Raw genomic sequence first — 25,932 nt, 5'->3', positions numbered from 1 at the left:
GCTGATGTCTGACCATGATGTATTTGAAGAGGAAAAGATAGCGATTGAACGAATGGTGGCCCAGGGTTACCGGATCTATGCCGTTCGGGAACATCTGGAGGGTGCTCATGTCGTGTGGGGGCACCCCGATCTTCCCGGAGAAAAACAGGAGCAATATGTGGGTACAGCGTCTGGACGGAAGTGGTTCAGTCATATCCTGATCAGGCAGCTTCAGGAGCAAAAAGGAGCGTAGAAGGTCACACGAGTGGCCCATGAACGTATTCATATGCATAGATGGCAAGTTCGATGGCGACGCGTTTCTCGGGGAGAGTATAGTCGTCACCCAGAAGTATCTCAATTTTGTGTAATCTGTGATATAACGTCTGTCGGACGATAAATAAAGCCGTGGCCGTCTCCTGTTTGGAGCAGCATAGAATAAAATATTGTTTAAGCGTACGCAACAACTGACCGCCTTTTTCGGTATCATAACGAATGACTGGCCCGAGATATTCTTCAATGAAATCATCCAGACTGCCGCTCTGCTTCATGCTGGCAATAATGCGGTAGCAGTGAAGATTGCTGTAAAAGGGCTGCTGCATCACACCGATGTCCTTCTGAATGCGCAGGGTATCCTTGGCTGCCTCAAGGCTGTCTTTCAGACGTGATAGATCAGCGCAGCTGTGACCGATGCCGAACAGACCCGAGAAGAGGCGATGGGTCTGTTCCTGTTCATGCTGCTGCAACTGTTCAATGCAGCGCCATAGACTGCTTTTTCGCTGAGATCCAGGCAGAGGGTCAACAATAATCAGAATGATCTGGTGGTTTAGCACGGTGCTGTACAGGGCGAATCCTTCCCGCGCGAACACGGAACGGGCAATGATGTTGCGTTGAATTAGCAGTTTCTGTAGCTTGAGACTGTCTGTGTAGCTGGGATTGCTATCGAACAAAATGACGGTACCTTTTCCAGAAGCAAGCTGGGCATTGGCAGCAGATACATATTCATGAATTTCTTTCGCAGAATGATGTCCGTTAAGCCAGTCAATGACCCACATATCTTCCTTGTAGCGTCGCTTTTCCTCCATGTATTTGGTGCGCATCCAGTCCTGAGCAATGGCGGCTGCGCAACGTTCCAGTGCCTGGATGATGAACTCATCAGAGGGTCTATTATGCAGATCCTGATCGTGATCCGACAGCTTGTCGAGCATCAGCACCAGATCGGCAAATGCATAATCAAGCGCCTGTACAGGCAGAGTGAGTGCATCCGGTGAATGCACCGAATGATTCCTCTGTAAAGAATGATCTCCCAAATGCTCTCCCTCGTCCGAATGACCACGACGTGACAACCACTCCTGCCGACGAATCTCCAATTGGGCTGGAGGGCAGTAGGGAACGGCACTTGCTTCCCCATCCAGTGGATATAGCGCTACAGGGTAACCCGTTGTTCGAGACAACAGTCGGAGCAGTGGTTGTACACCGTCTCCATTCAAAAGAAGTTGGTTGAACGAGGTAGTGAGGCTGTCGAGATCAGCGAGCATACGCTGGTGGCTGCGAATCAGGGCGAAATGCAGGTCCTGTGTAATATCGATATAACGTACTTGTTCGTGGAACCAGATCAGTGGAAAATCCTCTTCTGCTGCAAGTTCCTTCATAGGTCCGAGCTGGGACTTGGTGTGAGCCCCCAGTTCGATACAGAGTCCCGCAGCTCCACGAGCAATTAACTGGCGCATGAAAGACAGTCCCTGCTTTTCATCATCCTGCCAGCCAATGCCAGTCGTTAGCACCAGTTCCCCGCCATTCAGCAAGTTGCCTACTTCGGTAACCTCCATAATGTGCACCCAACGCACATATCGCTCCAATGCCCGTTCACTGGCGAGTACCTCAGCCTTGCGGAACACTGGACGTTTCAGCATGTCTCTCATCTGAATATGCAGCGTCGTTTCCCCCACAAAGCCACCGTCCTTCCCTCAAATACATGCAGTTTACATACCCGCTTTGTAAGTCGAGCTTCTGAAGAGCGTTTGTCTTGATTATAAGTCTGTTAACAACAGATGAGCTGAAATCTCACGTTCATTTGTTTTATTTCACAAAATGATCTCTTCCTTTTATGAAATAAAACAAAATGGATTATTTCTATGTAGTTCTATCTAACATCTAGATGTTTCTATGACCGATGCTAAGAAACTATAGTTAAATGTAAAACACCCCTTAGCCGCAGATCAGAATGTACAAACCATTCTAATGTGGACTAAGGGGTGTTCTATGTTAGAAGCTCATCATAATTCTGAGTGATGATTTAATTCAATCAACAGAAGGTGTCGATTAATCTTCAATTCTTTTCTTTTTGAACTTCATCAGGAACTCATACACGATTGGCACGATAACCAGAGTCAGCAGCGTAGAGCTGATCAGACCACCGATTACGGTAATTCCGAGACCTTTCGAGATGATCCCTGCGCTTTCTTCAAGTCCTGTCACCAGTGGCAGCAAGGCACCAATGGTAGCCAGAGCTGTCATCAGAATTGGACGCAGACGCGTTGCTCCGGCTTCCAGCAAGGCTTCACGAGTAGGCATTCCCTCTTTTTCCTTGTGAATAACACGGTCGATCAAGACGATGGCGTTGGTGACCACGATCCCGATCAGCATCAGTCCACCCATCATGGCAGATACGTCAAGCGTACCACCAGCTACGAACAGGCCGACCATAATACCAATGACGGTAAATGGCAGGGAGAACAGGATGGCAAATGGCGCCAGTCCACCGCCGAACGTAACAACAAGCACAAAGTATACAATCGCAATGGCTGCCAGCATGGCCAGACCAAGTTGGGTAAACGTATCATTAATCTGTTCGGTTGTACCGCCAAACTTCACTTCAACTCCATCTGGCAGATCCAGTTTGTCGATGTTCGCCTGCAAGTTTGATGATGCTTTTTGTACATCGGAAGCTAAGATGTTGGCTGATACCTGCACAACGACTTTGCCATCAATACGCATGATGGAGTTCGGTGAAGTGCCTTCTTCCACTTTCGCGACATCTTTGATTGGTACTTCAATGCCGAGTGGTGAAGTAACTTTTTCGTTTTCAATATCAGCAATGCTGGTGAATGTCTTTTTGTCAGTCTCTACATAGACTTTATACGTTTTGTTTTCGATATCCACTTCTGTGAGTACAGGGCGTTCACGTGCAGGGCTGAGCGTCATAGCCAGTTGGCCAGCAGTCAGACCGAGCGAGCTCAGTTTTTCCTGATCCGCGACGAGCGTGTATTGCCCGTAGGTATCAGAGAGCGTAGTGTCGGCTTTTTCAAAAGATTCGGTATCTGCTTCAACCAGCTTCAGAATTTCATCCGAGACAGGTTTGATCTGATCTACATTGTCACCATAGATGGAAAGGCTCAAGCTGCTGCCTCCCAGTCCCCCGGACATATCAAGCTCATTCCAGGTTCCTACAGTAACTTCTTTCTTCAGACCTTCCACAAGCTGTTCTTTCACTTTTGTAAAGTCTTTCGTATCTTCGTTATATTCGATATAGAAGAGAGCAGAGTTGGAGCTGCCTCCACCCATGCTGCTCAGTGGATTGCTGCCGCCGATGGAATACTGCATTTTCTCCAGACCTGGCTGCGTCAGCAACCATTTCTCAGCTACGAGTGCTTCTTTTTCAACATCTTCACGCAAAGCTCCAGTTTCCGGGCTATACGTAATGGTCACATATTTATCCTGTTGTTCCGGCAAGAAACTTGCACCGATGAACGGATACAGGAACAAACTGCCGACGAGCAGCAATACAGCAACGCCGACGGTGATGAGTTTGTGAGACAATGTCCAGTTCAAGAGACGTTTGTAACCCTCCGCCATCTTGCCTGGTTTTTCCTCATGATTCTGCTTGTTCTTCAGACCTTTGCGGAACAGCGTATGTGCCAGCATCGGTACAATCGTAACAGCCACAATCAGGGATGCCAGCAAAGCAAAGACCATGGTCAAGGCAAATGGCATGAACAGCTCACCGACCATACCACTCACCAGTGCCAGCGGCAGGAATACCGCAATGGTTACGATCGTGGAAGAAAGGATCGGAATGAACATTTCACGGGTAGCTTCCCGGATCAAATCACGGCCTTTAAGTTTCTCTCCCTTGAGTGTCAGTCTGCGATAGATATTCTCGATAACAACGATGGAGTCATCGACAACCCGTCCAATCGCGACCGTCATGGCACCCAGGGTCATCATGTTCAGCGTAATGTCCATCATATTCAGTGCTGTCAATGCAATGAGCAAGGAGAGCGGGATGGAGACAATGGAAATAATGGTGGAGCGAATATCACGCAGGAACAACAGAATGATCAAAATGGCGAACAAAGCACCAAACATCGCTTTGAACAGCATCGTGTTTACGGAGTCCTGGATAGGTTTACCTTGGTCAAGCAAAACAGTCAAATCGGCGTTTTTGAACTGCGTCTGCAACTCTTCCGCTTTGTCTTTAACCGCCTTAACGACATCAACGGTGTTGGCATCATTGGACTTAACGATGGAGATCCCGATGGATTCCTTACCGTCTGTCCGGGAAATGGATTCCGCCTGGCCAATGACTTCAATCTTGGCGATCTCGCTTAATTTAACGGTTGGGATTCCAGGTGCGTTAGCGGCACCTGAAGTACTGCCCACACTGGCATTTCCGCCAGCGGCTTGTCCTGCAGCCTGGTCAGCATCTTGTGCAGAGCCTTGAGCTGCCCCGCCAGCTTGTGCGCCGGCGCCTTGTGGTGCTGTGGCTGAACCACTGCCCGCTCCTGCACCGCTTGGTACAACCGGAATAGCGAGATTTTTCAGATCATCCAGATCGATGATATTACCGTCAACAACAACAGCTTTCTGTGCTTTGTCCAGTTCGAACAGTCCGAGTGGTACACGGACAGAAGAGCCTTGAACGATGCCGTTGACTGTATCTTCAGTCAAACCGAGTTCATTCATTTTTTTCTGATCAAACTTCAGTTGAACTTCCTTAACATATTGGCCCGAAACTTGGACTTGAGCTACACCGTCAATATCTTCGAGTGCAGGCTGGATATCCGTTTCAACCAGTCGAGTCAATTGTTCCAGATCGCCGCCGTCCTTGTCAGACAAGCTGAGCGAGACAACCGGGAAGGAGTTGATGCTGAACTTCGAGATGGTTGGTTTCTGTACACCATCCGGCAACTGCACCTCATTCAGTGCTTCGCGTACCGCTGCGGTAGCGTTGTCCAGATCGGTACCATAATCAAATTCGAGGGTGATGGAAGAAGCATTCTCCATGGAAGTAGAGGTGAGTGTCTTAATTCCCTCTACATTTCTTAAGGTCTGTTCGAGTGGTTTGGTGACATCCTCGACAATACCTTCTGGAGCTGCCCCTGGATCAATGGCCGTAACACTCAAGAATGGCACATTGATGTTTGGTATGGTCTCCTGTTTCATCGTCAGTCCGCTGTACAAACCGGCGAAGGAAACGATGATGGTCAGAATCCAGATCGCAAACTTGTTGTTCAGTGAAAAATTAATAATCCCTTTCATACGATGGTTTCTTCTCCTCTCTGTTTCTCCCTGTATTTCTTTATTGTTGTGACGAGTCAGCCTGGATGAACCGGCTATACATGGCATCCATAATGTGCTGAAGCTCGGAGTGCAATGGCTGGATGACAGGAATGTGATCCAAATTACGCATCATGCCCAGAATAATGGCACGTCGCGGTGTGAATTCCATGATTTCCTGTCTCAGGATGGCGATGGTCTCCAACGCGTCATTGCGCAATTGCCCTGGAGGCATATCAGAAGAGATGATATCCTTCATCTGTTTGATGATATGAATAGGATGACGCATCATTGTGGAATCTGTATCTGAATCGCTGCTCCATGCTGGCCAATGTTCCAAAGGAACCAAAGGGGCAGGGCGTTGATCGAGCAATCCGCGAGCTGCATAATCGATCGTTTGCAGCATGTTGCTTGCCATCTTGGATACGGTAAGGGAAGGCATTTCCGTAAACCAGATTTTGATGTAGGAGAGGAACAGACCATGCGTGAGCAAAATAAGGTCTAAGGTATAGGGTCCAATCTCCGGTCCGTACAGATCCTCCAGTTTGTCCTTGAACCAGTGCAGGGTACGGATCTCCAGATCCTTGTTTTTCGGTTTGCACTTTTCCTTGCGATGCTGCTCTTCATCCATCATCATGCTGCGCATTTGCACGCGTAAAAATTCTTTCAGCTCGGATACATGGACAAGCAGTGTTTCAATCTGCTTGTGCAGACGTTCTCTCGAAGTGAGCCCAGCTTCATGTTCAATCTGGGAGATTTCGTCCATGAGCGTGAATATGCAGTACTCCATCGTACTGGCCTCTAATTCCTCTTTGGATTTGAACATGAGGTAGAGGCTGCCTTTCGACATCCCGCATATTTCTGCAATCTCCTGCATGGAGGTTGCAGCACTGCCTTTGGCTGAGAACAGCTTGAGTGCTGTGGTAATAATGAGCTTTTTCTTCTCATTCATTTCATGGATAGGGTTCATTAACGATACATCCACCTCACCTGCGGAACTTATGAGTTCTTGAATTGACTTTAGGGTCAAACCAAGTATAAACGATAAAGACAATGGAATTCAAATGGGAGAAAAATGGAAAAAGAAGAGGGTGTACTATATGAGGACTGGAGCATTTTTCCTACGTAATGCAGACGCAGTAAAGGCTGTATATATGAGCGACGAATGTTCATTGCAATATGTATGATCTATTTCATGATCCGCCTTTAAAGACGTAAATGGCTAGAAGAATAATAGCTACAAGAGCAATCAAATAAAAGGTTCCCACAGCGACCAGAAAGATATATCCGGTAAATGAACCCATACGCGCGAACCATTTCTTCATCATCACGACTTCCTTTCTTACGTAACAGAGTGTGGTGAGGTTTCTTACTTACATCATATCCCAAAAAGACGACTTTCTGATCGAAAGTCGTCTTTTTGGGATAATTAAATATTATGGAAGATATATAATGGAGGTATTTACGTTACGTAATCAGTTTCAATCCGATCGCCGCCACCAAAATCATGGCAATAAACAGCAGCCGCTTGGCTTCCTTCCGCTCACCGAACAGGAACATACCTGTTAACGTACTGCCCACCGTACCGATTCCAGTCCACACCGCATACGCGGTACCCATGGGAATAGAAGTCATCGCGTAGGATAACAGGGAGAAGCTGAATGCGAACGATACGAGCATGAGCACGATATAAGGCCAGCCTTTTCGGGTAGAAGCACCATTAATGCCGATGACGCCAAAAATTTCACATATGCCTGCGCCCACAATTGCCATCCAAGCCATTATGCTTCACCTCCTTTTGCCGATTGTTGATCCGTGACCAGTTTCAGTCCGATCACACCACATAGCAACAGGCCGATTAACAAAACCTTGGCAAGTGAGAATGCTTCACCAAATAGGAGCATTTCAGCCAGTACCGTACCTGCAGTACCAATCCCCGTAAATACGGCATACACCGTACCCACAGGCAATCTTTTGGAAGCAGCAATGATTAATCCAAAGCTCAGGATGATGGCTAGGGCCGTCAAAGCCCACTCCCAAACATTAGAGGCGTGTTTCAGCCCACTTACCCATACAATCTCAATGAGTCCTCCGATAAATACATATAACCAGTTGCGGTTCATGATGATGAATCTCCTTTCAAAACAACGGGCAGTGCCTCTTGTTTCAGATGATGAATGCCATGCCAGTAGACTGGCCAGGAAGCTTCAATCCGTCTTCTGTATCGACGTGAACTTCCATAAATAATCTCAACCGTGATGCCATCGAGAAAAGTCATATAAGTAATCGCAGCTTGTTCTGCTGGAACAGCCTGTAGTTCCCCCTTGCGCGTCTCCCTTTGCAGCAGTCGTGTCAGTGACCGCTCCATACCGTCCAGAAACGGATAAACTAAATCCATCACTTCGCTATATAGCGAAAGCGGCGGGAAGTAACACATACGCAGCATAAAGCGGGCAGAGGCATTACAGTTATACTCTTGCTCAAACCATATCAGCAAACCTTTCAACCTTTGTTCCAATGGCAGATCGGCGTGATCACGGAAGTATTCGAGCGTTCGACGCTGAACATCCTTAAACGCATGCGCAAGGGTTTGCAAAAACAGGTCATCCTTGCCGCTAAAATGTGCATATATAGACGGTTTTTTAATCCCGACTTCGTCAGCGATTGCTCTTAAGGAGGCTCCTTCATATCCATCTCTTGCAAAATGGAACAGGGCTGCATCCCGAATCGAATGTGCAGTCATCAATATCACCTTCCTAACGGTCGTTAGGTAACCTATATTTTCACATTTTACATTCCCTGTCAAGGCACAAAAAACGCCTGCACGATAGTGTACAGGCGGCTTTATGCTTGGAATTTCATTTTCCATTAGAAGGTCGTTAAACCCAAAATCAGTTGCAGCTTATATACGATTTCTTTCAAAAATGTAGTCTTTTCCTGAAATTCATCCAGGTTCAGGGTGAACTCGGCATCTTCATTATTCCATATCCGGTCAAAATAATTCGCCACATCATGAGTAAATGAGTTGTCTGGTGGTGCAGCAACCCAGAGGTCATTTTCCAGATTGTAATCATTCATGTTTCTGGGGGTGAAGTTGGTCGATCCTCCAAGGACGATATGATCCCCGGTGGCTTTGGCAATGTACATCATCTTAGTATGATATTGCTCCTTGGTTGTGTTATACCAGCGAATTTGGATTTTGCCATCCGATTTATCATGTAACTCAGCAGCTACAGGACGATTGGGAATGCCAGTCTTCTCCTGACCAAAGGCATTTTCGTTCGGGTCGAGTACAAGCCGTATCTCGGTTCCCCGTTTCGAGGCTTCGAGCAGTGCATCCAGTACTTTGGGTGAAGCGATGTAAAACATGCCCATCCACAAGATGTCACCTTTTGCCGATTGATTAATCTCATGGAGCACTGCGTCATTCACTTTGCCCTCGGTCAGATAGCGAATTCGCAAATCTCCTTTATTCGGGTCTGTGGTAGGAGCTGTATAGGAAGGAATTTTACCTCCACCCGAGATGTTTAGTACGGCCTGCTCGGACTGAAGAATATCTCCGATGATTGGTCCGGTTATTTCAAAAGCAATGTTCGAATGATAGGCACTGGCATCATGAACATTGCCTGAGGAGACAATAGCTGTCTTCTCGCTGACCACCACTTTGCGATGATTGGCCTTCACATTGAGCAACTTAAGGTAGGAACGCACGGTGACATCCGGTCCATCGGTTGCCATCAGGTTCGGAATCCAGCCATTGCCGGATTGTCCAAACCACTGGAAGAAGGTGCGCCAGACCGCAGAGTAGACAGGAGTGGAGTCACGTAAAGGGTCCACATCTGTGATGACCACGTGAATTCCGGCCTGCTTCATCTGCTCCAGTAACGGGTTCGGTGCGGAGTTATAGTTGGTGTTCACTTCATCCGTAATGAACCACATATCCATATCCGGTTTCTGAAGTTTTTTGGCAACCAGTGTTTCCGTAAACTCTGTGCTGATGGGTGGAAATTGCTGACCTTTGTGCTGGTAATTATTGAATAAAAACATATCAACGACGACGAACTGTTCCGCGTCCTCGATAACCTGAAGCATGCGCTGGAAGATCTGCTGTTCGTGCTCCATCTGTCCATCAGCGGATGGATAGGTCAGATCATGCAAAAACTGTACCTGATCCACCCGGTATTCAGGACTTTCATAGGCAATGCCGGATGGTAACGGTTTATAGGTCTGATAGAGCATGACGGCGATGAGCCATAGTGCCAATAGGACGAGTCCTGTTCGTATGTATGGAAATTTGCCGCGTGAAGACTTGCGGTCTGATGTCTGGCGGCGATAAGAAAACAACAATAACTCCCCTTTCTGAACGTGCTGACTTCTATTACCACCCGGATGACAACATTGACGCAGAGAGCCTGACAGATTATTTAAGTCGTCAGGAAAGGCAAAACCATTTCGATCGATTCAATCGACATGCATATGACCGTTGTGTATAATGAGTGTATTATTTTTGTGGAATGTTCGGATTTTCATATACCTGACAAAGACGGGATAAGGATTCGTTTAACCTGCGAAAGTCTGGCTATTTCAGGAAAGAAAGTGGGTAATAAGGTGTATTCCATCAAACAAGTCGCTGCCATGCTGGGTATTCCGACGGTAACGCTCCGGGCTTGGGAGAATCGGTACAGTGCGGTCACCCCTGAGCGGACGGAATCGGGTTATCGCTTGTACACGGAAGAGAATGTTGCAGATCTGCGCTGGTTAAAAGAGCAGGTGGAGCAGCACCAGACGAATATTTCGGAAGCAGTACGTATGCTCAAGGTGAACAAAACCAGTTCACATGAAGCTGCAGTGCCTACATCGTTAACGCCTCCAGTACCCACGATGGAAGAGGCTTATGTACGTATAGCCGATCAGATCTATGACTCGCTATACAACTTTCAGGGTGAACGAGCCAATGGTCTGATTGATTTTGGCTTCACCATGTACGGATATGATTCCATGTTTTATCATGTGCTGGTGCCCATTCTGGTTCGGGTTGGGGATGCATGGGAGCAAGGCAGGGCTTCGGTCGCTCAAGAGCATTTTATGACACAACTGATCTCACAGCGCTTTTATCAGTTTTTCCATCTGTTCCCGATCTATCCGCATCTGCCCAAAGTTCTGGCCTTGTGCCCGGAAGGGGAGCATCATCAGGTGGGATTATTGTTGTTCTCCCTGTTTATGCGTAAAAATGGTGCAGAAGTGCTCTATCTCGGAGCCAACACACCGGAAGAGGGGCTATTCCCAATTATCCGGGAGCAGAACATCCGATTGGTCTGTCTATCGGTTACTAGTTCCGAACTTCTTGAGCGGTGTGATCAACTCATAGGGCGAATTGTGGACGAGTTCCCGCATATGCGTTTTGTACTTGGAGGCAAGGGTTATGAGCGTACAGAGAAAGCACGATATCCGCAGTGGATTATGCCTGAAGATTCATCGGATTGGCAAGCGTGGATGGAACGTGAGTATTTTGTTGAACCATCGCCTGGGCGGAGATAACTGATTCGTGTCTTTTTAAAAATGTATTTTAAAATAGAATGTATAGGTTTGGGTATACAGGACATCCTTTGACGCAAGAGCGCAGAGGGTGTTTTTTTGTATTCCAAAATATCTTATTAGAGAATTTGACCAGTCGGTCATTTTTTGATTTAATAAGTTGTATAATATTTGTACTACATTTGTATAATGTTTTTGCGTTTACCCGCTTGAACTGTTCATGGGCGGTTTAATAATAGGTTAAAGACTATAGTCCTAGAGATAGTTCTTAACATAGGAAAGGTGAGTGGCATGATACCGAATCAGCAACGTAAACGTGCAGCTGTCATTGGTGCAGGTCCGGGTGGACTTGCAGCAGCGATGTTATTGTCCGGCCAGGGGTACGAAGTAGATGTATATGAGAAACAGCCAGTCATTGGGGGACGTTCTGCCAGACTGGATCTGGGCGAATATCGGTTCGACCGTGGTGCAACGTTTTTGATGATGCCGCAGTTGATTGAAGAGATGTTCGACGTTGTAGGACGCAAGCTATCAGACTATGTGGAGATGAAAGAGCTGACTCCGCTGTATGCCCTAAATTTCGGTGATAAGGTGTTTACGCCTTCTCGTAATCGTGAAGATACAGCCGCACAGATCAAGGAGCTTTTCCCCGGCAACGAGGACAATTACCTTCGGTTCATGCAGGAAGAGGAAGTGAAGTTTGGCAAAGTCATGCCTTTGCTGCGCAGGCCTTTCGGCAAGCTGGCAGATTATTTGCGAAAAGATGCCATGACAGCTCTGCCGAAACTCGATATTAACAATACAGTTTACGGCATTCTGTCCCGCTATTTCACAGATGAGCGCTTGCGCTGGGCATTCACGTTCCAATCCAAATACCTCGGCATGTCCGCTTGGGATTGCCCGGGTACGTTTACGATTCTGTCATTCATTGAGCACCATTATGGATTATTTCACCCCATTGGCGGCGTCAATCGCGTATTTCAAGCCATGGCTGATGTAGTTGAAGAATATGGAGGAAGAATACATACATCCTGTCCAGTTAAACAGGTCATTGTTCGCAATGGTCGTGCAGAAGGCGTTTTGCTTGAAAATGGCGAACGCATTGAAGCGGACCATGTCGTTGTTAATGCAGACTTTGCACATGCCGTGAACCATCTGTTTGAACCAGGCGTACTCAAGAAATATACACCGGAGAAAATGAAGCGTAAAAAGTACTCTTGCTCCACAGCCATGTTGTATCTGGGCGTGGACGGTGAAGTGGATTTACCGCATCATTCGATCTATTTTCCCGAGGACTATCGACTCAACGTCGACGAGATTACGAAGCACAAAGTGTTGTCTGCGGATCCATCCCTCTATATTCATAACCCTTCCAGACTCGATTCGACGCTCGCACCGGAAGGGAAATCTGCATTATATGTTCTCATGCCTACGCCGAACCTTACCGGAGACATCGATTGGGAGGTAGAACGGGAGAATGTGCGGGAGGCGATGATGAAGCGGATGGAATCGATTCCTGAGTTGTCAGACATCCGCAGTCGTATTGAAGAATCCATGATGTTTACACCGCTGGATTGGCAAAATGAACTCGACGTGTACCGTGGAGCAACATTTAACATGGCTCATAATCTTGGGCAGATGATGTATCTGCGGCCGCATAACCAGTTTGAAGAGTTGAAAAGGGTATGGCTGGTGGGCGGCGGAACGCATCCGGGCAGTGGGCTGCCGACCATTTTTGAATCAGCTCGAATCAGCGTGAAGCTGATCCAGGAAGAGGACGCTCGCAAGCGCTCGAAACCATCCTCGTATGTGAAAACGGCGGAAGCGGGAGGCCATTCATGAAACGGGCAGCCATCGTAGGTGCAGGCATTGGCGGTCTTACTTCAGCATTGCTGCTGAATAAACAGGGTTGGGACGTAACGGTATACGAACGGGGTTCCAGAGTTGGAGGTCGTATCGGCTACGAGCAGGAAGGGGAATATCGGATCGATCAAGGCCCGACCATCGTACTTCTGCCCGAGATGCTGCTTGGCATTTTGGAGGAAGCGGGGGTGGATCGTTCGAAGATTGAGCTGCTGCGTTGTGATCCATTGTACAGGGTTCATTACAGCAGCGGACGTGTGATGACCAAAATGACGGCACGTGAACAGCAGGCCGAAGAGATTGAACGTCTCTTCCCTGGAGAAAGCCAGGGATTCTCGAAATTTATGAAAGATATGGACACGCTGTTTCCGGCGGGACGGGCTGCGTTTCTGGAACAGGCTTTTCCACGAAAAAGGGATTTCTTCACTCCGTCTCTGATGTCCCTGATGGGCCGATTACGTGCTCACAAAAGTGTACGGAAGGCTGTAGGCGATTATTTTCAGCATGAGGAACTGCTGGATGCATATTCGCTGCAAAGTCTCTATATTGGAGGATCTCCCTTCGGCACGCCGGGTATTTATTCCCTGCTTCCTTATGCAGAGCATGAATATGGCATCTGGATGGTGAAAGGTGGCTATGCTGCATTACCTGCCATACTGGAACAGGAACTGATATCACGAGGTGGTCGGGTGGTGCTGAACACGGAAGTGACGGGACTGAATATTAAAAATGGTGTATGCGAAGGTATAGAAACTGCCGCAGGCGCAGAAAATGTGGATGCAGTTATCTACAATGGCGATTTCCCCCACCTATCGGGTCTGCTGGGTCAGACGACTGAATTTTCACGCAAACGAAAGCCATTTCGCCCCTCATCAGGATGTGTGTTGATCTATGCGGGCGTAGACAAAACCTGGGATGATGCAACGACGCATCAGTTTTTCCTGCCTCCAAGTCTGGACGGCAGTCTGCGGGAAGTGTTCGACCAGCGCCGCATTCCGGCGAAGTCCTCTTTTTATGTATTCAATCCGGCTGCATTGGACGAGACGGCAGCTCCGCCAGGTCAGAGTGTGTTGTACTTCCTCATTCCGGTGCCGGATGCCGATGGTGTCGACTGGTCTCGGGAGAGCGAAGCGCTGGCAGAACGAGTGTTGGAAGAAGCGGAACAACGCGGATTTCCGGGACTCCGTGAAGCACTCAAGTGGAAAAAAATACGTACTCCCGCTGACGCTGAGCGTGACGGGCTGTATGGCGGCGGCAGCTTTGGCATCGCACCCGTACTGTTTCAATCCGGTGTATATCGTCCGCAACCGAAGCCATTCCCGGCAATCCGGGGACTGTATGCGGCAGGAGCTTCTGTACATCCGGGAGGCGGGGTTCCTATTGTGATGCAAAGTGCACGGATGGCAGTGAATTTACTGACGAAGGAGATGGAAACATGAATGAAGCGATTTTGAACAAGTGTGAGGAATTAATGCAAAAGGGCTCGTCATCTTTTTATCAAGCCTTCAGAGGTCTGCCCAGCCCACGCCGCGAGGCCGTGTACGTGATCTATGCCTTTTGTCGCATGATCGATGACAGTGTAGATGAGCCGGAGCAGTCGCCCTATACGATTCATGAAATCCGCAATCTGTTCAATCAACTGGAAGAAGCGGAAGGACATTTTATTTGGCCGGCATTACGATGGCTGTTTACGAGTTTCCCTCATTTGGACAAGGGGCCTTTCTTCCGTCAAATGGACGGACAATTAACTGATCTTAAAGTCACACATTATACAACGATGGAGGAACTGGAACAGTATTGTTATCTGGTTGCCGGAACCGTCGGCGAGATGTTGCTGCCTGTATTGCGAGATGACAACGGTACAGACGTGGCTATGAACGGGATTGCGCTGGGCAAAGGTATGCAGATCGTCAATATTATCCGTGATGTGGGCGAAGACCGGGCAAGAGCCCGTCGCTACGTTCCGCTGGAGTTGATGGAGAAGCATGGATATTCCGAACAGGATTGGGCTAACGGTGTTGTTGACGAAAGGTTTAAAGCCATCATTCATGAATTAAAAGCAGCTGCGCTGGGCTGGTTCCGTATCGGTATGGACCATCTGGATACGTATCCAACCGAAAGTGCATTTGCCATTGAGCTGGCTGCAGCCTTTTATTCGACTATTCTGCATGCGGTTGAGCGCAACGACTATGACGTGTATACGAAGCGTGCATTTGTTAGTGATGAACTGAAACTGGAGATGCTGGGTGCCATTGTGAAACGTTATCCAATGCTGGCTTACCAAGCCTCCCGCACGGCGGTATCCTGATGGTTCAGGGCCTGTACTGGGCGTGGTACTTCATCGGAGCGGTACTGATGCTGACAATCGGTGTTCCGGATGTACTGTCCTTCTCCAACGGTTTGTTTCTAATCTTCTATGCACTGTATGTGATGGATCTGATATATCAAGGACGGAAACGGACAGGGTTGTCCGACCAGTCAGTCATTTGGATGAAACCTGGACTCTGGCTGGTTTCCTTTATTATATGGCTGGGTGGCATGGGGGTAGAATGGGTCGGCGTGCATACACACTGGCCCTTTGGCGAGTATTCGTATTCAGACTTCTTCGGAATCCACCTGTTTAGTGTACCCGTTACATTAGGCTTCGCCTGGATTGCCGTGGTGGGTAACTCGGCTCTGCTCAGTGGCGGTGGCTCGACCTGGACCGGCAAGCTGATCCGGGCGGTTAAGACTGGATTTTGGGCCATCGTGCTCGATCTGGTGCTGGACCCGGTTGCGCATGCCAGAGGATTCTGGCAATGGCAAGCCCCAGGTGGATTCTACGGTGTGCCCTGGACCAATTACATAAGCTGGTTTGTAATGGGAGCGTTCCTCTCTTTGTTTCTTCCGGCAATGCCTTCAGATCGAAGCTCATTGCTGCGTGCAAAATGGTTATATCAGCTGTTTATTCTACTGTTTGGGTTGTTAGCTCTCAAAGAAGGAATTACAGGTAGCTTCATCATTGCTATTGTAGGTGTGCTTCTTGCTGAGGGGAGCTGGCTATATGATTCGCGCCGTAAAATCAAAACCGTTTAACCGGATTTTTTTCTTATACAATCATTATTATTTGCTGCGGAGACGTTTTCGCTCGTTTACGTTATCAGGGTCACTGGACCCGCTGCTCCCGAACAATGACTCACCCATGGACCCGGATCAACCGGTCATCTATTTCATGAACCACAGCTCGTGGTGGGATGGTCTGCTGCTCTATCATGCATCTCAACAGACTTCCCGAGGCGATCATTATGTCATGATGGAAGAAGAGCAGCTGCGACAATATGCCTTTTTCCGCAAACTTGGCGCGTATTCAATCAATAAGGAGAATGCATCCAGCATTCGAACCTCCTTGCAATATACGACCGAGCTGCTTCACTCCGGCAAAAGGGTCTGGATCTTTCCCCAAGGGGAAATTCTGCATCAGGATGCCAGGCCAATCGAGTTTCGTCCAGGCATTGGTTTGCTGTTACGCCGCTCTCCACGCGCCGTAGCTGTACCTGTGACTTTGTGCCATGGCATGGTTCAACATGATTTACCGGAAGTATCGATGCAGGTGGGTGCGCCTGTAATAGAAAATTGGAAGACATGGAAGAGTGACGAGATTGCCACCAGATTGAGCAGGGTGCTGGAGCAGCAGTTGAATGACCATAAATCAGAGCTGGTACGCATCGGGCAGGGGAGTTTACCGGGCGCTTTTCCACTGATTCGTCATGTACGTTCTACGAGTGAAAAATACGATGCGGCACGAAAGCGGGTGAACCGTTAGCGATGAGTGCATCTGAAATAGGATGGATTATACTGACTTGTGTACTGGGCGTTCAGGTGGTGTTTGCAATATGGAACGTCACCTGTCTGCCCAAAGTGCGTTCATTCAACGCAGATGAATTGAAAAATAAGGATATCCTGGTCTCTGTACTGATTCCTGCCCGCAACGAGAAACTGCACATTCAAGGATGTCTGGAAAGTGTGCTTGCCAGCGATACATCCGGATTTCGAATGGAAGTACTGGTGCTGGATGATCGCTCGGAAGATGAGACCGCAGCTATAGTTCAAGCAATTGCCGATTGTGATCCACGTGTGCGCCTGCTGCATGGCGTGGAACTTCCCGTAGGCTGGATGGGAAAATCTCATGCTTGTCACCGACTGGTACAGGAGGCCAAGGGTGAATGGTTTATGTTCGTGGATGCCGATGTACGCTTGGAACCGCAAGCCATCCGGCAGACTATTGCTGCGGGGTGTGAGCAGGGCGGCGGCCTGGTAACGGGATTCCCCTATCAGGTGACGAAGACCTGGATGGAAAAGCTCGTTGTGCCTATGATGGTGTTCACCATCATCAGTCATCTTCCCATTTTCATGATACGCAGATCATCCAATCCGATGTTTGTAGCCGCTACTGGGGCGTTTTTGCTCATTCACCGTTCCAGTTATAAGGCCTCGGGTGGACATGCTGCAATTCAGGCTGATCTGGTCGATGACATGAGTCTGGCGAAGGCGGTTAAGCGTGCGGGACATCCCGTCATGTTGGCCGATGTTCATGATGTAACGAATACACGAATGTACCAGAATGGTGCAGAAGTGTGGAACGGCTATAAGAAAAACATGTACGAAGGTATGGGGCGCAAAGATGTGCTGCTGTTAGGCACGATGCTGATGTATACACTGATGTATATTGTGCCTCCGCTCGGTCTGATGATCGGTTTGTTGGCGGGCAATTCTACGTCCATCATCTATGGTCTTGTGGGAACCGTGCTCGGGATGGCAGTCAAAAGGGTATCGGATCACGCTGGAGGACAACCCTGGTGGCTTGCTTTCCTGCAACCGATAAGTATGGCCTGTGTCATTGCGATCGGCATCGCTTCCTGGCAGGCAGGTCGTTCCGGCAAGGGGTATGTATGGAAAGGTAGGCGGTACAGTTGAAGGGTAACGTCATTATCATCGGAGCAGGATTTGGAGGTCTATCGTGTGCCATTCGGCTAGCTTCGCAGGGCGTACGGGTCACCATTCTGGAGCGGCAGGAGCGGGTCGGTGGGAAGCTGCAACACATTGAGCAGGATGGATATCATTTTGACCGAGGGCCAAGTACGATCACGATGCCTGCAAGCTTCCGTTCTGTCTTCGATCACGCAGGTGTAGAAATGGAAGATTACGTGCAGTTATATGAGTTGGAACCACGTACGCGTAATATATTCCGAGATGGGACCGTGGTCGATTTGTCGGGCAATCGAGGGTGGATGAAGGAGCAGATTGCTGTCTACAGCCCGGAGGATGCAGCCCGTTACGATGCATTTATGGATGAGTCTGCTGCGCTGTATGCGGAAGCTAATCGTCATTTTCTTGGAAAGCTACTGTTGTCGCCAAAGGATAAATATAATCTTCGAATGCTGCGCAGTCTGCTGCGCGTACGACCTACAGTGAAGCTGGATAAGCTGCTGCGTTCTTATTTCCAACACCCTCATACCCTTGCGATGTTCGGTCGGTATGCTACCTATGTTGGGTCATCACCATATCAGGCGCCTTCAATCTTTGCCATGATGGGTCATGTGGAAGCAGAAGAGGGCATCTATGGGGTCAAGGGTGGAACCTATCAACTAATAGAAGCAATGACACGGCTTGCACAGGAAAAAGGGGTGCAGATCGTTACTGGCATTGAAGTCCATCAAATTGTTGTCAGACATGGTAAAGTGGCAGGTGTGGATACGGATCAGGGCTTCCGGGAAGCCGATCAGGTCGTTGCCAATGGAGATGTGCTTAGCGTCAATCGGCTGCTGCTTGCACCAGAATATCGCAAACAGATGAGCGATGAGCGAATTCGCAAGTATGAGCCGTCGATTTCGGGGTTCGTGACACTGGCTGGTGTGCGAAGACAGTATGAATCCCTGCTGCACCATACCGTCTTTTTCCCAGAACGGTATGAACCGGAGTTTGACCATATTTTCCGTGACCGAAAAATGCCTGCCGATCCGACGATCTACATCTGTTATTCCGGTTATTCGGAAGCGGGTATGGCTCCGACAGGAGCGAGCAATCTGTTCATTCTGGTGAACGCTCCGTATTTGTCGGACTCATGGAATTGGGGTGAACAGATGGACCGTTACGGTGAATTGGTGTTGGAGAAGCTGGCCGAGCGGGGAATTATGGGATTGAAGCAGTCGGATGTGCTGATCCGGTACACACCTCAACATATAGAACGGGATACACTCGCCCATCAAGGGTCGATCTACGGCATCTCGTCCAACTCCGTGAAGCAGACCTTCATGCGTCCCGGCAATAAAAGCAAGGATGTACAAGGGCTGTGGTACGTGGGCGGAACAACGCATCCGGGCGGTGGAACACCGATTGTGACATTGTCCGGGCAGCTTGTTGGAGCGCAGCTTGCATCGGAAATCGTAAAGTAATTTATAGAAGAGATTCATCTAACAGAATGACTGACCCAACCTCCAAATATCTAGTTATCAAATATATGTAGAACCTCGAAACTCAAGTTATTATTGGGTTTCGGGGCACCCTTTCCATTGCTGGGCCGGAACGTTATACTGGTAGAGTTGACGCGCTGAGTGTGAATATCATTTATAATATAGATCCAAATTATACCGTTTGTACGTTACATAATAAGAATTAATATTTCTGAGAATCTCTCTGCTGTATCGGGCAAATCCTGAACGGAACCTAGCCCACGTTGGCAATGATCCTGTCCATCAGCACTATTCTCACATAAGGAGGTCTCATCATGAATGAACAAGAGCGAGCCGGCAAACGGCTGCTTCCCGAGGTGGCTACGGGGGAACGGAAGCTGGAGCATGTGCGCCTCTGTCTTGAAGAGAATGTGGCAGGAGAAGGGGTAACCAGCGGAATGGAGCGGTATGCTTTTCGTCATAACCCGTTACCTGAATTGAATTTTGAAGAGGTAAGTTTGGAGACTTCGTTTATTGGTAAAAGGGTGCGTACACCCCTGCTCATCAGTTCGATGACGGGTGGAAGCAAAACAACGGGCGCCATCAATGAGCGGCTCGCCCGTGTGGCAAACGCCCGAGGCTGGGCACTCGGCGTAGGTTCGATTCGGGCTGCCGTGGAACAGCCCGAACTGGCAACCACCTTTGATGTGCGGCGCTGGGCACCGGATATTCCGGTCATCGCGAACCTTGGCGCGGTGCAGCTGAACTACGGCTTTAACACTGCTGATTTCCAGCGGGCCGTTGAGATTGCTGGCGCAGATATGCTGGTGCTGCATTTGAACAGCTTGCAGGAGATCTTCCAGCCTGAAGGCAATACCGATTTTAGCGGATTACTTCATCGAATCGAGGGTTTGTGCCAGCAATTGGATGTACCTGTTGGCGTGAAAGAAGTGGGCTTTGGCATCGATGGCGTGACGGCACAGCGATTGTACGAAGCAGGTGTGGCTTTTATCGATGTGGCTGGAGCAGGTGGCACCAGCTGGGTGCAGGTCGAAAAGTTCCGAAATTCGAATCCGGTACGTCGTGCGGCAGCAGAAGCTTTTGCCGACTGGGGCATTCCGACAGCGGAGTGCATTCAGGAAGTGAGAGCGGTAAACCCGGAAGGTGTTCTGATTGGTAGCGGTGGATTGTACACTGGCGTGGATGCGGCCAAAGCCCTTGCGTTAGGTGCAGATCTGGCTGGGTTCGGCCGATCTCTGCTCGAATCCGCGGTTGCTTCCGATGATGCGCTGAATGAGCGGCTGGAACAGGTTGAATTCGAGCTGCGTACCGTCATGTTTGGCATTGGTGCAGGGCGGATCGAGGATTTGAAGCAGACGTCGCGTCTGGTAGAACGGCGTTGAATTCGATTTGGTTTTATGTGAGCTGAGCTAACGAACCTAGACAATTAAAAGGGGAACCCCGTCAGTTCATGACGAATTGGGGAGCCTCTTTTTGTTGTTTAACGTGGGAGAGAAGGGCTACATACAATCTTCTCTCACGGTTATCGTTTCGTTGGTTACAGTCACATAGGAGTTGCCAGATAAGTATTCGGTATAGCCGCATACCGTTTTGTTATAGGTTTCACCACGGCTGTTCGTAAACTCCAGATAGACGGATCCTTCACCGGAGAGTTGCAGCTGTGGAGCGAACTTCACTTGTTCCCCGCTGGGGACTGCTTTATTTAAGTTGTATATAGTACCCTCATTGTTTGTATTGAACGAGTCAACGCCGCTGCTCACGCGTGCTGTAATATTTGAAAGATCATAGTCGGACTGATTATGAATCGTGATCCTTAAATGTCTGAAGGGGTCCAGCGCCTGGTAAACCATAGAAATAACTAATCCAATGAAGAGAATCACTGTAGATAGGATGATTATTTTCCTTTTTGAAAAGGGACGACGCGTATTCATAAGTAATCTGCTCCTTTCTTTCATATAGATATAAACAGAGTGAGGTAACTAAAAGTTGTATAGGATTTGGCTTGAATTGCATCATGCAGACCATGGTATAACAAGATACAATACTATAGAGTGCAAAAAGATCATACATAGAACACTCGAACTAGGAGGGAAACCAATGGAACTGATCCCCATGAATCAAGAAGAATATGCTAATTTCCGTGTTCGCTCAATTAAAGATTTTGCAGAAGAGAAAGTGGAGGCGGGTACTTGGGCTGCAGAAGAGGCGCAGGGACTTGCGGAGGCATCCTACGACAAATATTTACCTGAAGGGCTGAATACACCTGGTGCGTACCTCTATAATTTGGTGCATGCCGTGGACGGGAATGTGGGTTATATCTGGTTTAACGTTACGGATAACCGCCGTGGCAAAGACGCTTTTTTGCTGGATATTGTGGTCGAAGAAGCCTATCGGGGCAAGGGTTACGGTACAGAGACGATGGAGGCGCTTGAAAAGGAAGCCTTGAGCCTTGGCGTGGATCGCATTGGTCTACATGTCTTTGGACATAATGTGCGGGCAAGCAGCCTGTATCGCAAGATGGGGTATGAGGTAACGGATCTGACGATGTACAAGGAAATCAAAGGGTAAAACTAAAATCGGATAATCTAAGTCAAACGTATGATCTACGCAAAACGAATCATCCGCAGTAACCAGGGATTTGGGGAAGCGGATGGCGCTCTGGTCGAATTGGCGAAGTTCCTTGATGCCTTGGGGTTTGTCATATATAATGTATAGGATTATCCATACCGAACAAGTAATCAATGAGGAGTTGTCATATACATGGCTTTGAAAGCAGGAATTGTAGGGCTTCCGAACGTCGGGAAATCTACGTTGTTTAACGCAATTACACAAGCTGGTGCCGAATCGGCAAACTATCCGTTCTGTACGATTGACCCTAACGTGGGGATCGTTGAAGTACCGGACGAGCGTTTGGACAAATTGACAGAACTCGTTGTACCGAAAAAAACGGTACCAACAGCGTTTGAATTTGTAGATATTGCAGGTCTTGTTCGCGGTGCGAGCAAAGGCGAAGGTCTTGGTAACAAGTTCCTTGCACACATTCGTGAAGTAGACGCAATTGTACACGTGGTACGCTGCTTTGTAGACGAGAACATCACACATGTCGATGGCAAAATTGATCCGGTAAGCGACATCCAAACGATCAATCTGGAGCTGATCCTGGCCGATATCGAGAGTGTTGAGAAAAAAATCGATCGCTCCAAGAAAAACATGAAGGGTGGCAACAAGTCAGCTGCTCAGGAAGTGGAAGTACTGGAGAAAGTGAAGGCTGTTCTGTACGAAGACAAACCAGCACGCAGCATGGAGCTTACGGACGAAGAGCGTCTGATCGTGCGCGATCTGCATTTGCTTACCCTGAAGCCTGTTCTGTACGCAGCCAATGTAGCTGAGGACGAAATCGGTGATGTGGCGAACAATGCTTATGTGCAAAAAGTAAGAGAATTCGCAGCTGCTGAAAATGCAGAAGTGGTGCCGATTAGTGCGAAAGTGGAAGAAGAGATCTCGGAGCTGGAAGGCGAAGATAAACAAATGTTCCTGGAAGAACTCGGTATCGAGGATTCCGGTCTGAACCTGTTGATCAAAGCTGCTTACAAATTGCTGGGTCTGTACACGTACTTCACAGCAGGCGTACAGGAAGTTCGTGCTTGGACGATCCGTAAGGGTACAAAAGCACCTGGCGCAGCGGGTGTCATTCACACCGACTTCGAGCGCGGATTCATCCGTGCAGAGGTTGTTTCCTACGACGATCTGGTTGCTGCCGGTTCCATGAACGGTGCGAAAGAACGCGGACAACTTCGTCTCGAAGGTAAAGAGTATGTTGTAAGCGACGGCGATGTTATGCATTTCCGCTTCAACGTCTAATCTGGATAATCTAGATAAGAAAACATACTTGAATATACGAGTATAGCAGCTCTGTCGTCTTCTAATGAAGATGGCAGGGCTTTTTACATATTGTAGAATAATTTTCAATAAGCTTAAGACAATCGACAATAAATTTGTCTGTATCTCCTGTACATTTACTGGATTGTTTACTCGCTCTGGATATAATAAAAGGAAGAAGGCTCATGGGAGATGAGCTCTTATACTCTTATAGCGGTTGCAAATCAATCTGGTTGCTTAAAATAAAGTAATTCAAAATTTGGATGCAGCTGCTGCAAACAGTTGCTATTCAGGAGCATAAGAATATGCTATAATTAAGAGTCGTATACCTATGTTAAATTTATCGCTCAGCTTAATGAGTTGAAGCGGGTTTGACACCGGGTACGCGATTTCTTTTATATAACTTAAAAGTAAAGGATTTGATGACGTTGTAGCGATGTTATACGTCGATCATAAAATGAATGTTACGGTCAGGGATTTCTGAGAACTCCGTGCCTTGTGAAATATAAATGGTCTGATAACGCATGAATGAATTGAATGCCTATCGGAATCGAATGAATCGAATGAATGTTGAAATGCTGGAACGAAAATAATGCGTGAGGTGACTATACATGTTTGATAAATTACAGGCGTTAGCCGACCGTTACGAGAAACTCAGCGAGCTGCTGTGTGACCCGGATGTAGCAAGTGACAACAAGAAGCTGCGGGAATATTCCAAAGAGCAATCGGATCTGCAGCCTACCTATGAAGCATACAATGAGTACAAACAAGTGAGCCAGGATCTCGAAGCTGCGAAAGAAATGCAGGGCGAGAAGCTGGACGACGAGATGCGTGAAATGGTCAAAATGGAAATTGATGAACTGAGTACTCGCCAGAAAGAACTGGACGATCTGATTCGTGTTCTCATGCTGCCCAAAGACCCGAATGATGATAAAAACGTCATCGTTGAAATTCGTGGAGCTGCTGGTGGGGATGAAGCGGCGTTGTTTGCAGCGGATCTCTATCGGATGTATACACGTTATGCTGATACGCAAGGCTGGCGCGTGGAACTGATGGACGTTAACACAAATGATTTGGGCGGATTCAAAGAGGTCGTATTCCTCATTAATGGACGCGGCGCGTACAGCAAAATGAAATACGAAAGTGGCGCACACCGTGTGCAACGTATTCCTACAACGGAATCCGGCGGTCGGATTCATACGTCTACTTCGACAGTAGCCGTTATGCCTGAAGCCGAAGATTTCGATATTGAAATCCATGATAAAGATATCCGTGTAGATACGTTCTGTTCCAGTGGTGCCGGTGGACAATCGGTTAATACCACGAAATCGGCTGTACGGGTAACTCACGTTCCAACGGGAATTGTGGCTACGTGTCAGGATGGTAAATCCCAGAACTCGAATAAGGAAAAAGCATTGCAGGTTCTGCGTACGCGTATCTTCGATATGATGCGTCAGGAAGAAGAAGCGAAAATTTCGAGTGAACGGAAGAGCAAAGTGGGTACAGGTGACCGCAGTGAGCGGATTCGTACCTATAATTTCCCACAAAGCCGTGTTACGGATCACCGTATCGGATTGACGATGCACAAGCTGGATCAAATCATGAATGGTGAGATTGCTGATATCGTGTCTGCACTGACGATTGCCGAGCAGACGGATATGATGGATAGAGGAGAATAATGCTGTGACCCGCGCGCAGTTTGTCATGACGCCGGAACAGAGTTGTCGGGAAGCCTTCGTGGAGGCTTCCTCTTTTTTGGAGAAGTGCGGCGTGTACGAGCCGCACAACAATGCCCGGCTGCTGCTGGAACATGTACTCGGCCGCGAAGGGGCCGCGTACTATATGATGCAGCCGGAGCCCTTTCCCAGCGAGCTTCGCAGCCGCTGGGAAGACGCCGTCACGCGCAAGGCTGCGGGTGAGCCGGCGCAGTACATTATCGGCAGCCAGGAATTCTACGGGCTGCCGTTCGAGGTCACGCCGGCCGTGCTGATCCCGCGGCCGGAGACCGAGTTGCTGGTCGAGGCTGTGCTGCGCGAAGCCGACCGCGTGTTTCCCGGCGGCGCTCCGCTCGCCGTCGACATTGGCACGGGCAGCGGAGCCATCGCGGTGACGATGGCTTCGCAGCGCCCGCACTGGCAGGTAGGCGCCGGAGATATCTCGGCGGCTGCCCTGCAAGTGGCCGCGCGGAACGCGGCCGCGAACGGGGTACAGATCGACTTCCGTGAAGGCGATCTGCTGGCCCCGTTCGCCGGGGCACGGGTGGACATCCTGGTGTCCAACCCGCCTTACATCCCGGCGGCAGATATGGCCGGGTTGCAGCCCGAGGTGCGCGATCATGAGCCGCGCACGGCACTGGACGGCGGCCCCGATGGGCTGGGGCCGTACCGCATCATGCTGGAGCAGCTGGCACTGCTGCCTGCACCGCCGCAGATCATCGGTTTTGAGCTGGGTCAGGGACAGGCAGGGGACATCGCAGCTCTGCTTGAATCGGCCGGATATTGGCCGGAAATTATCGTCGTGCCAGACCTTGCAGGCATTGAACGGCATGTACTGGGTGTTCGTACTTCGGAACAGGTGACGAAAATGTAAGGTTCCACGGGTTTTCTTTTTGCCGTGAAATCCTCTACAATGAGATATACCGAAGATTGCTGAATGCTTGGAGGAACATAAC

The 25,932-nt window shown here is 48.7% G+C and carries 23 protein-coding genes; 14 read left to right on the top strand and 9 right to left on the bottom strand.

What is annotated here, in order from left to right:
• The first annotated feature begins 4 nt into the window (after window positions 1–4).
• Entirely contained in the window at window positions 5–232 is a 228-nt protein-coding gene (locus PTQ21_RS02635) for a hypothetical protein (protein WP_063566948.1), read from the top strand.
• A gap of 4 nt (window positions 233–236) precedes the next feature.
• Here the strand turns inward: PTQ21_RS02635 and PTQ21_RS02630 are convergent, their stop codons facing one another.
• The 8 genes from PTQ21_RS02630 to PTQ21_RS02595 all read right to left on the bottom strand — a co-directional run bounded on the left by PTQ21_RS02630 (window position 237) and on the right by PTQ21_RS02595 (window position 9,879).
• Window positions 237–1,925, bottom strand: coding sequence for a PucR family transcriptional regulator (locus PTQ21_RS02630; protein WP_090808944.1), 1,689 nt, complete (start codon window positions 1,923–1,925; stop codon window positions 237–239).
• A gap of 373 nt (window positions 1,926–2,298) precedes the next feature.
• A complete protein-coding gene (locus PTQ21_RS02625) occupies window positions 2,299–5,517 on the bottom strand; it encodes an efflux RND transporter permease subunit (protein WP_274568726.1) in 3,219 nt (1,072 codons plus the stop codon).
• Window positions 5,518–5,557: 40 nt separating this feature from the next.
• Entirely contained in the window at window positions 5,558–6,505 is a 948-nt protein-coding gene (locus PTQ21_RS02620) for a TetR/AcrR family transcriptional regulator (RefSeq protein ID WP_090951953.1), read from the bottom strand.
• Window positions 6,506–6,728: 223 nt separating this feature from the next.
• Window positions 6,729–6,863: a hypothetical protein gene (locus tag PTQ21_RS02615; RefSeq protein ID WP_274568725.1), complete on the bottom strand. Its 135-nt coding sequence runs from the start codon at window positions 6,861–6,863 to the stop codon at window positions 6,729–6,731.
• A 139-nt stretch (window positions 6,864–7,002) separates the two neighbouring features.
• A complete protein-coding gene (locus PTQ21_RS02610) occupies window positions 7,003–7,317 on the bottom strand; it encodes a DMT family transporter (protein WP_063566950.1) in 315 nt (104 codons plus the stop codon).
• Window positions 7,317–7,658, bottom strand: coding sequence for a DMT family transporter (locus PTQ21_RS02605; protein ID WP_063566951.1), 342 nt, complete (start codon window positions 7,656–7,658; stop codon window positions 7,317–7,319). Before PTQ21_RS02605 ends, PTQ21_RS02610 begins: the two co-directional genes overlap by 1 nt.
• Complete coding sequence (locus tag PTQ21_RS02600) at window positions 7,655–8,278, bottom strand: TetR/AcrR family transcriptional regulator (RefSeq protein ID WP_274568722.1); 624 nt, start codon at window positions 8,276–8,278, stop codon at window positions 7,655–7,657. The genes PTQ21_RS02605 and PTQ21_RS02600 overlap by 4 nt, the downstream gene beginning before the upstream one ends.
• Window positions 8,279–8,403: 125 nt before the next feature.
• Window positions 8,404–9,879, bottom strand: a complete 1,476-nt coding sequence (locus PTQ21_RS02595) for a phospholipase D family protein (RefSeq protein ID WP_063566953.1) — start codon at window positions 9,877–9,879, stop codon at window positions 8,404–8,406.
• 132 nt (window positions 9,880–10,011) lie between these two features.
• On the opposite strand from PTQ21_RS02595, the gene PTQ21_RS02590 reads away from it, so the two are divergent.
• From PTQ21_RS02590 to fni, 9 genes are all read left to right on the top strand, one after another.
• Window positions 10,012–11,073, top strand: a complete 1,062-nt coding sequence (locus PTQ21_RS02590; RefSeq protein ID WP_274568721.1) for a MerR family transcriptional regulator — start codon at window positions 10,012–10,014, stop codon at window positions 11,071–11,073.
• Window positions 11,074–11,361: 288 nt separating this feature from the next.
• Complete coding sequence (locus PTQ21_RS02585) at window positions 11,362–12,912, top strand: phytoene desaturase family protein (RefSeq protein ID WP_274568720.1); 1,551 nt, start codon at window positions 11,362–11,364, stop codon at window positions 12,910–12,912.
• Window positions 12,909–14,372, top strand: a complete 1,464-nt coding sequence (locus PTQ21_RS02580) for a phytoene desaturase family protein (protein ID WP_274568719.1) — start codon at window positions 12,909–12,911, stop codon at window positions 14,370–14,372. The genes PTQ21_RS02585 and PTQ21_RS02580 overlap by 4 nt, the downstream gene beginning before the upstream one ends.
• On the top strand, window positions 14,369–15,241 hold the full coding sequence (locus PTQ21_RS02575) for a phytoene/squalene synthase family protein (protein ID WP_274568718.1): 873 nt from the start codon (window positions 14,369–14,371) through the stop codon (window positions 15,239–15,241). The genes PTQ21_RS02580 and PTQ21_RS02575 overlap by 4 nt, the downstream gene beginning before the upstream one ends.
• Window positions 15,241–16,008 carry a carotenoid biosynthesis protein gene (locus PTQ21_RS02570; protein ID WP_090951942.1) on the top strand — a complete coding sequence of 256 codons (768 nt, stop codon included), beginning with the start codon at window positions 15,241–15,243 and terminating at the stop codon, window positions 16,006–16,008. The genes PTQ21_RS02575 and PTQ21_RS02570 overlap by 1 nt, the downstream gene beginning before the upstream one ends.
• Window positions 15,977–16,735, top strand: a complete 759-nt coding sequence (locus PTQ21_RS02565; protein WP_274568714.1) for a lysophospholipid acyltransferase family protein — start codon at window positions 15,977–15,979, stop codon at window positions 16,733–16,735. Before PTQ21_RS02570 ends, PTQ21_RS02565 begins: the two co-directional genes overlap by 32 nt.
• Before the next feature lie 2 nt (window positions 16,736–16,737).
• A complete protein-coding gene (locus PTQ21_RS02560; RefSeq protein ID WP_274568713.1) occupies window positions 16,738–17,886 on the top strand; it encodes a glycosyltransferase family 2 protein in 1,149 nt (382 codons plus the stop codon).
• A complete protein-coding gene (locus PTQ21_RS02555; RefSeq protein ID WP_274568712.1) occupies window positions 17,883–19,364 on the top strand; it encodes a phytoene desaturase family protein in 1,482 nt (493 codons plus the stop codon). Before PTQ21_RS02560 ends, PTQ21_RS02555 begins: the two co-directional genes overlap by 4 nt.
• A gap of 332 nt (window positions 19,365–19,696) precedes the next feature.
• Window positions 19,697–20,764, top strand: a complete 1,068-nt coding sequence (gene fni / locus PTQ21_RS02550) for a type 2 isopentenyl-diphosphate Delta-isomerase (RefSeq protein WP_274568711.1) — start codon at window positions 19,697–19,699, stop codon at window positions 20,762–20,764.
• 117 nt (window positions 20,765–20,881) lie between these two features.
• On the opposite strand, the gene PTQ21_RS02545 is transcribed toward fni, so the two are convergent.
• A complete protein-coding gene (locus PTQ21_RS02545; RefSeq protein ID WP_274568710.1) occupies window positions 20,882–21,313 on the bottom strand; it encodes a hypothetical protein in 432 nt (143 codons plus the stop codon).
• A gap of 166 nt (window positions 21,314–21,479) precedes the next feature.
• On the opposite strand from PTQ21_RS02545, the gene PTQ21_RS02540 reads away from it, so the two are divergent.
• The 4 genes from PTQ21_RS02540 to prmC all read left to right on the top strand — a co-directional run bounded on the left by PTQ21_RS02540 (window position 21,480) and on the right by prmC (window position 25,850).
• Window positions 21,480–21,950: a GNAT family N-acetyltransferase gene (locus tag PTQ21_RS02540; RefSeq protein WP_274568709.1), complete on the top strand. Its 471-nt coding sequence runs from the start codon at window positions 21,480–21,482 to the stop codon at window positions 21,948–21,950.
• A gap of 192 nt (window positions 21,951–22,142) precedes the next feature.
• Window positions 22,143–23,243: a redox-regulated ATPase YchF gene (gene ychF / locus PTQ21_RS02535; RefSeq protein WP_063566964.1), complete on the top strand. Its 1,101-nt coding sequence runs from the start codon at window positions 22,143–22,145 to the stop codon at window positions 23,241–23,243.
• A 629-nt stretch (window positions 23,244–23,872) separates the two neighbouring features.
• Entirely contained in the window at window positions 23,873–24,940 is a 1,068-nt protein-coding gene (gene prfA / locus PTQ21_RS02530) for a peptide chain release factor 1 (protein ID WP_063566965.1), read from the top strand.
• Window positions 24,941–24,965: 25 nt separating this feature from the next.
• On the top strand, window positions 24,966–25,850 hold the full coding sequence (gene prmC, locus PTQ21_RS02525) for a peptide chain release factor N(5)-glutamine methyltransferase (RefSeq protein WP_274570431.1): 885 nt from the start codon (window positions 24,966–24,968) through the stop codon (window positions 25,848–25,850).
• The last annotated feature ends 82 nt before the right edge of the window (window positions 25,851–25,932 follow it).

Origin of the sequence: Paenibacillus marchantiae, assembly GCF_028771845.1 — a bacterium.
In the GTDB taxonomy this organism is placed as follows: Bacteria; Bacillota; Bacilli; order Paenibacillales; family Paenibacillaceae; genus Paenibacillus; species Paenibacillus marchantiae.
The sequence above is the reverse complement of the archived record's forward strand: the minus strand, read 5'-3'. Positions and strand labels throughout refer to the sequence as shown.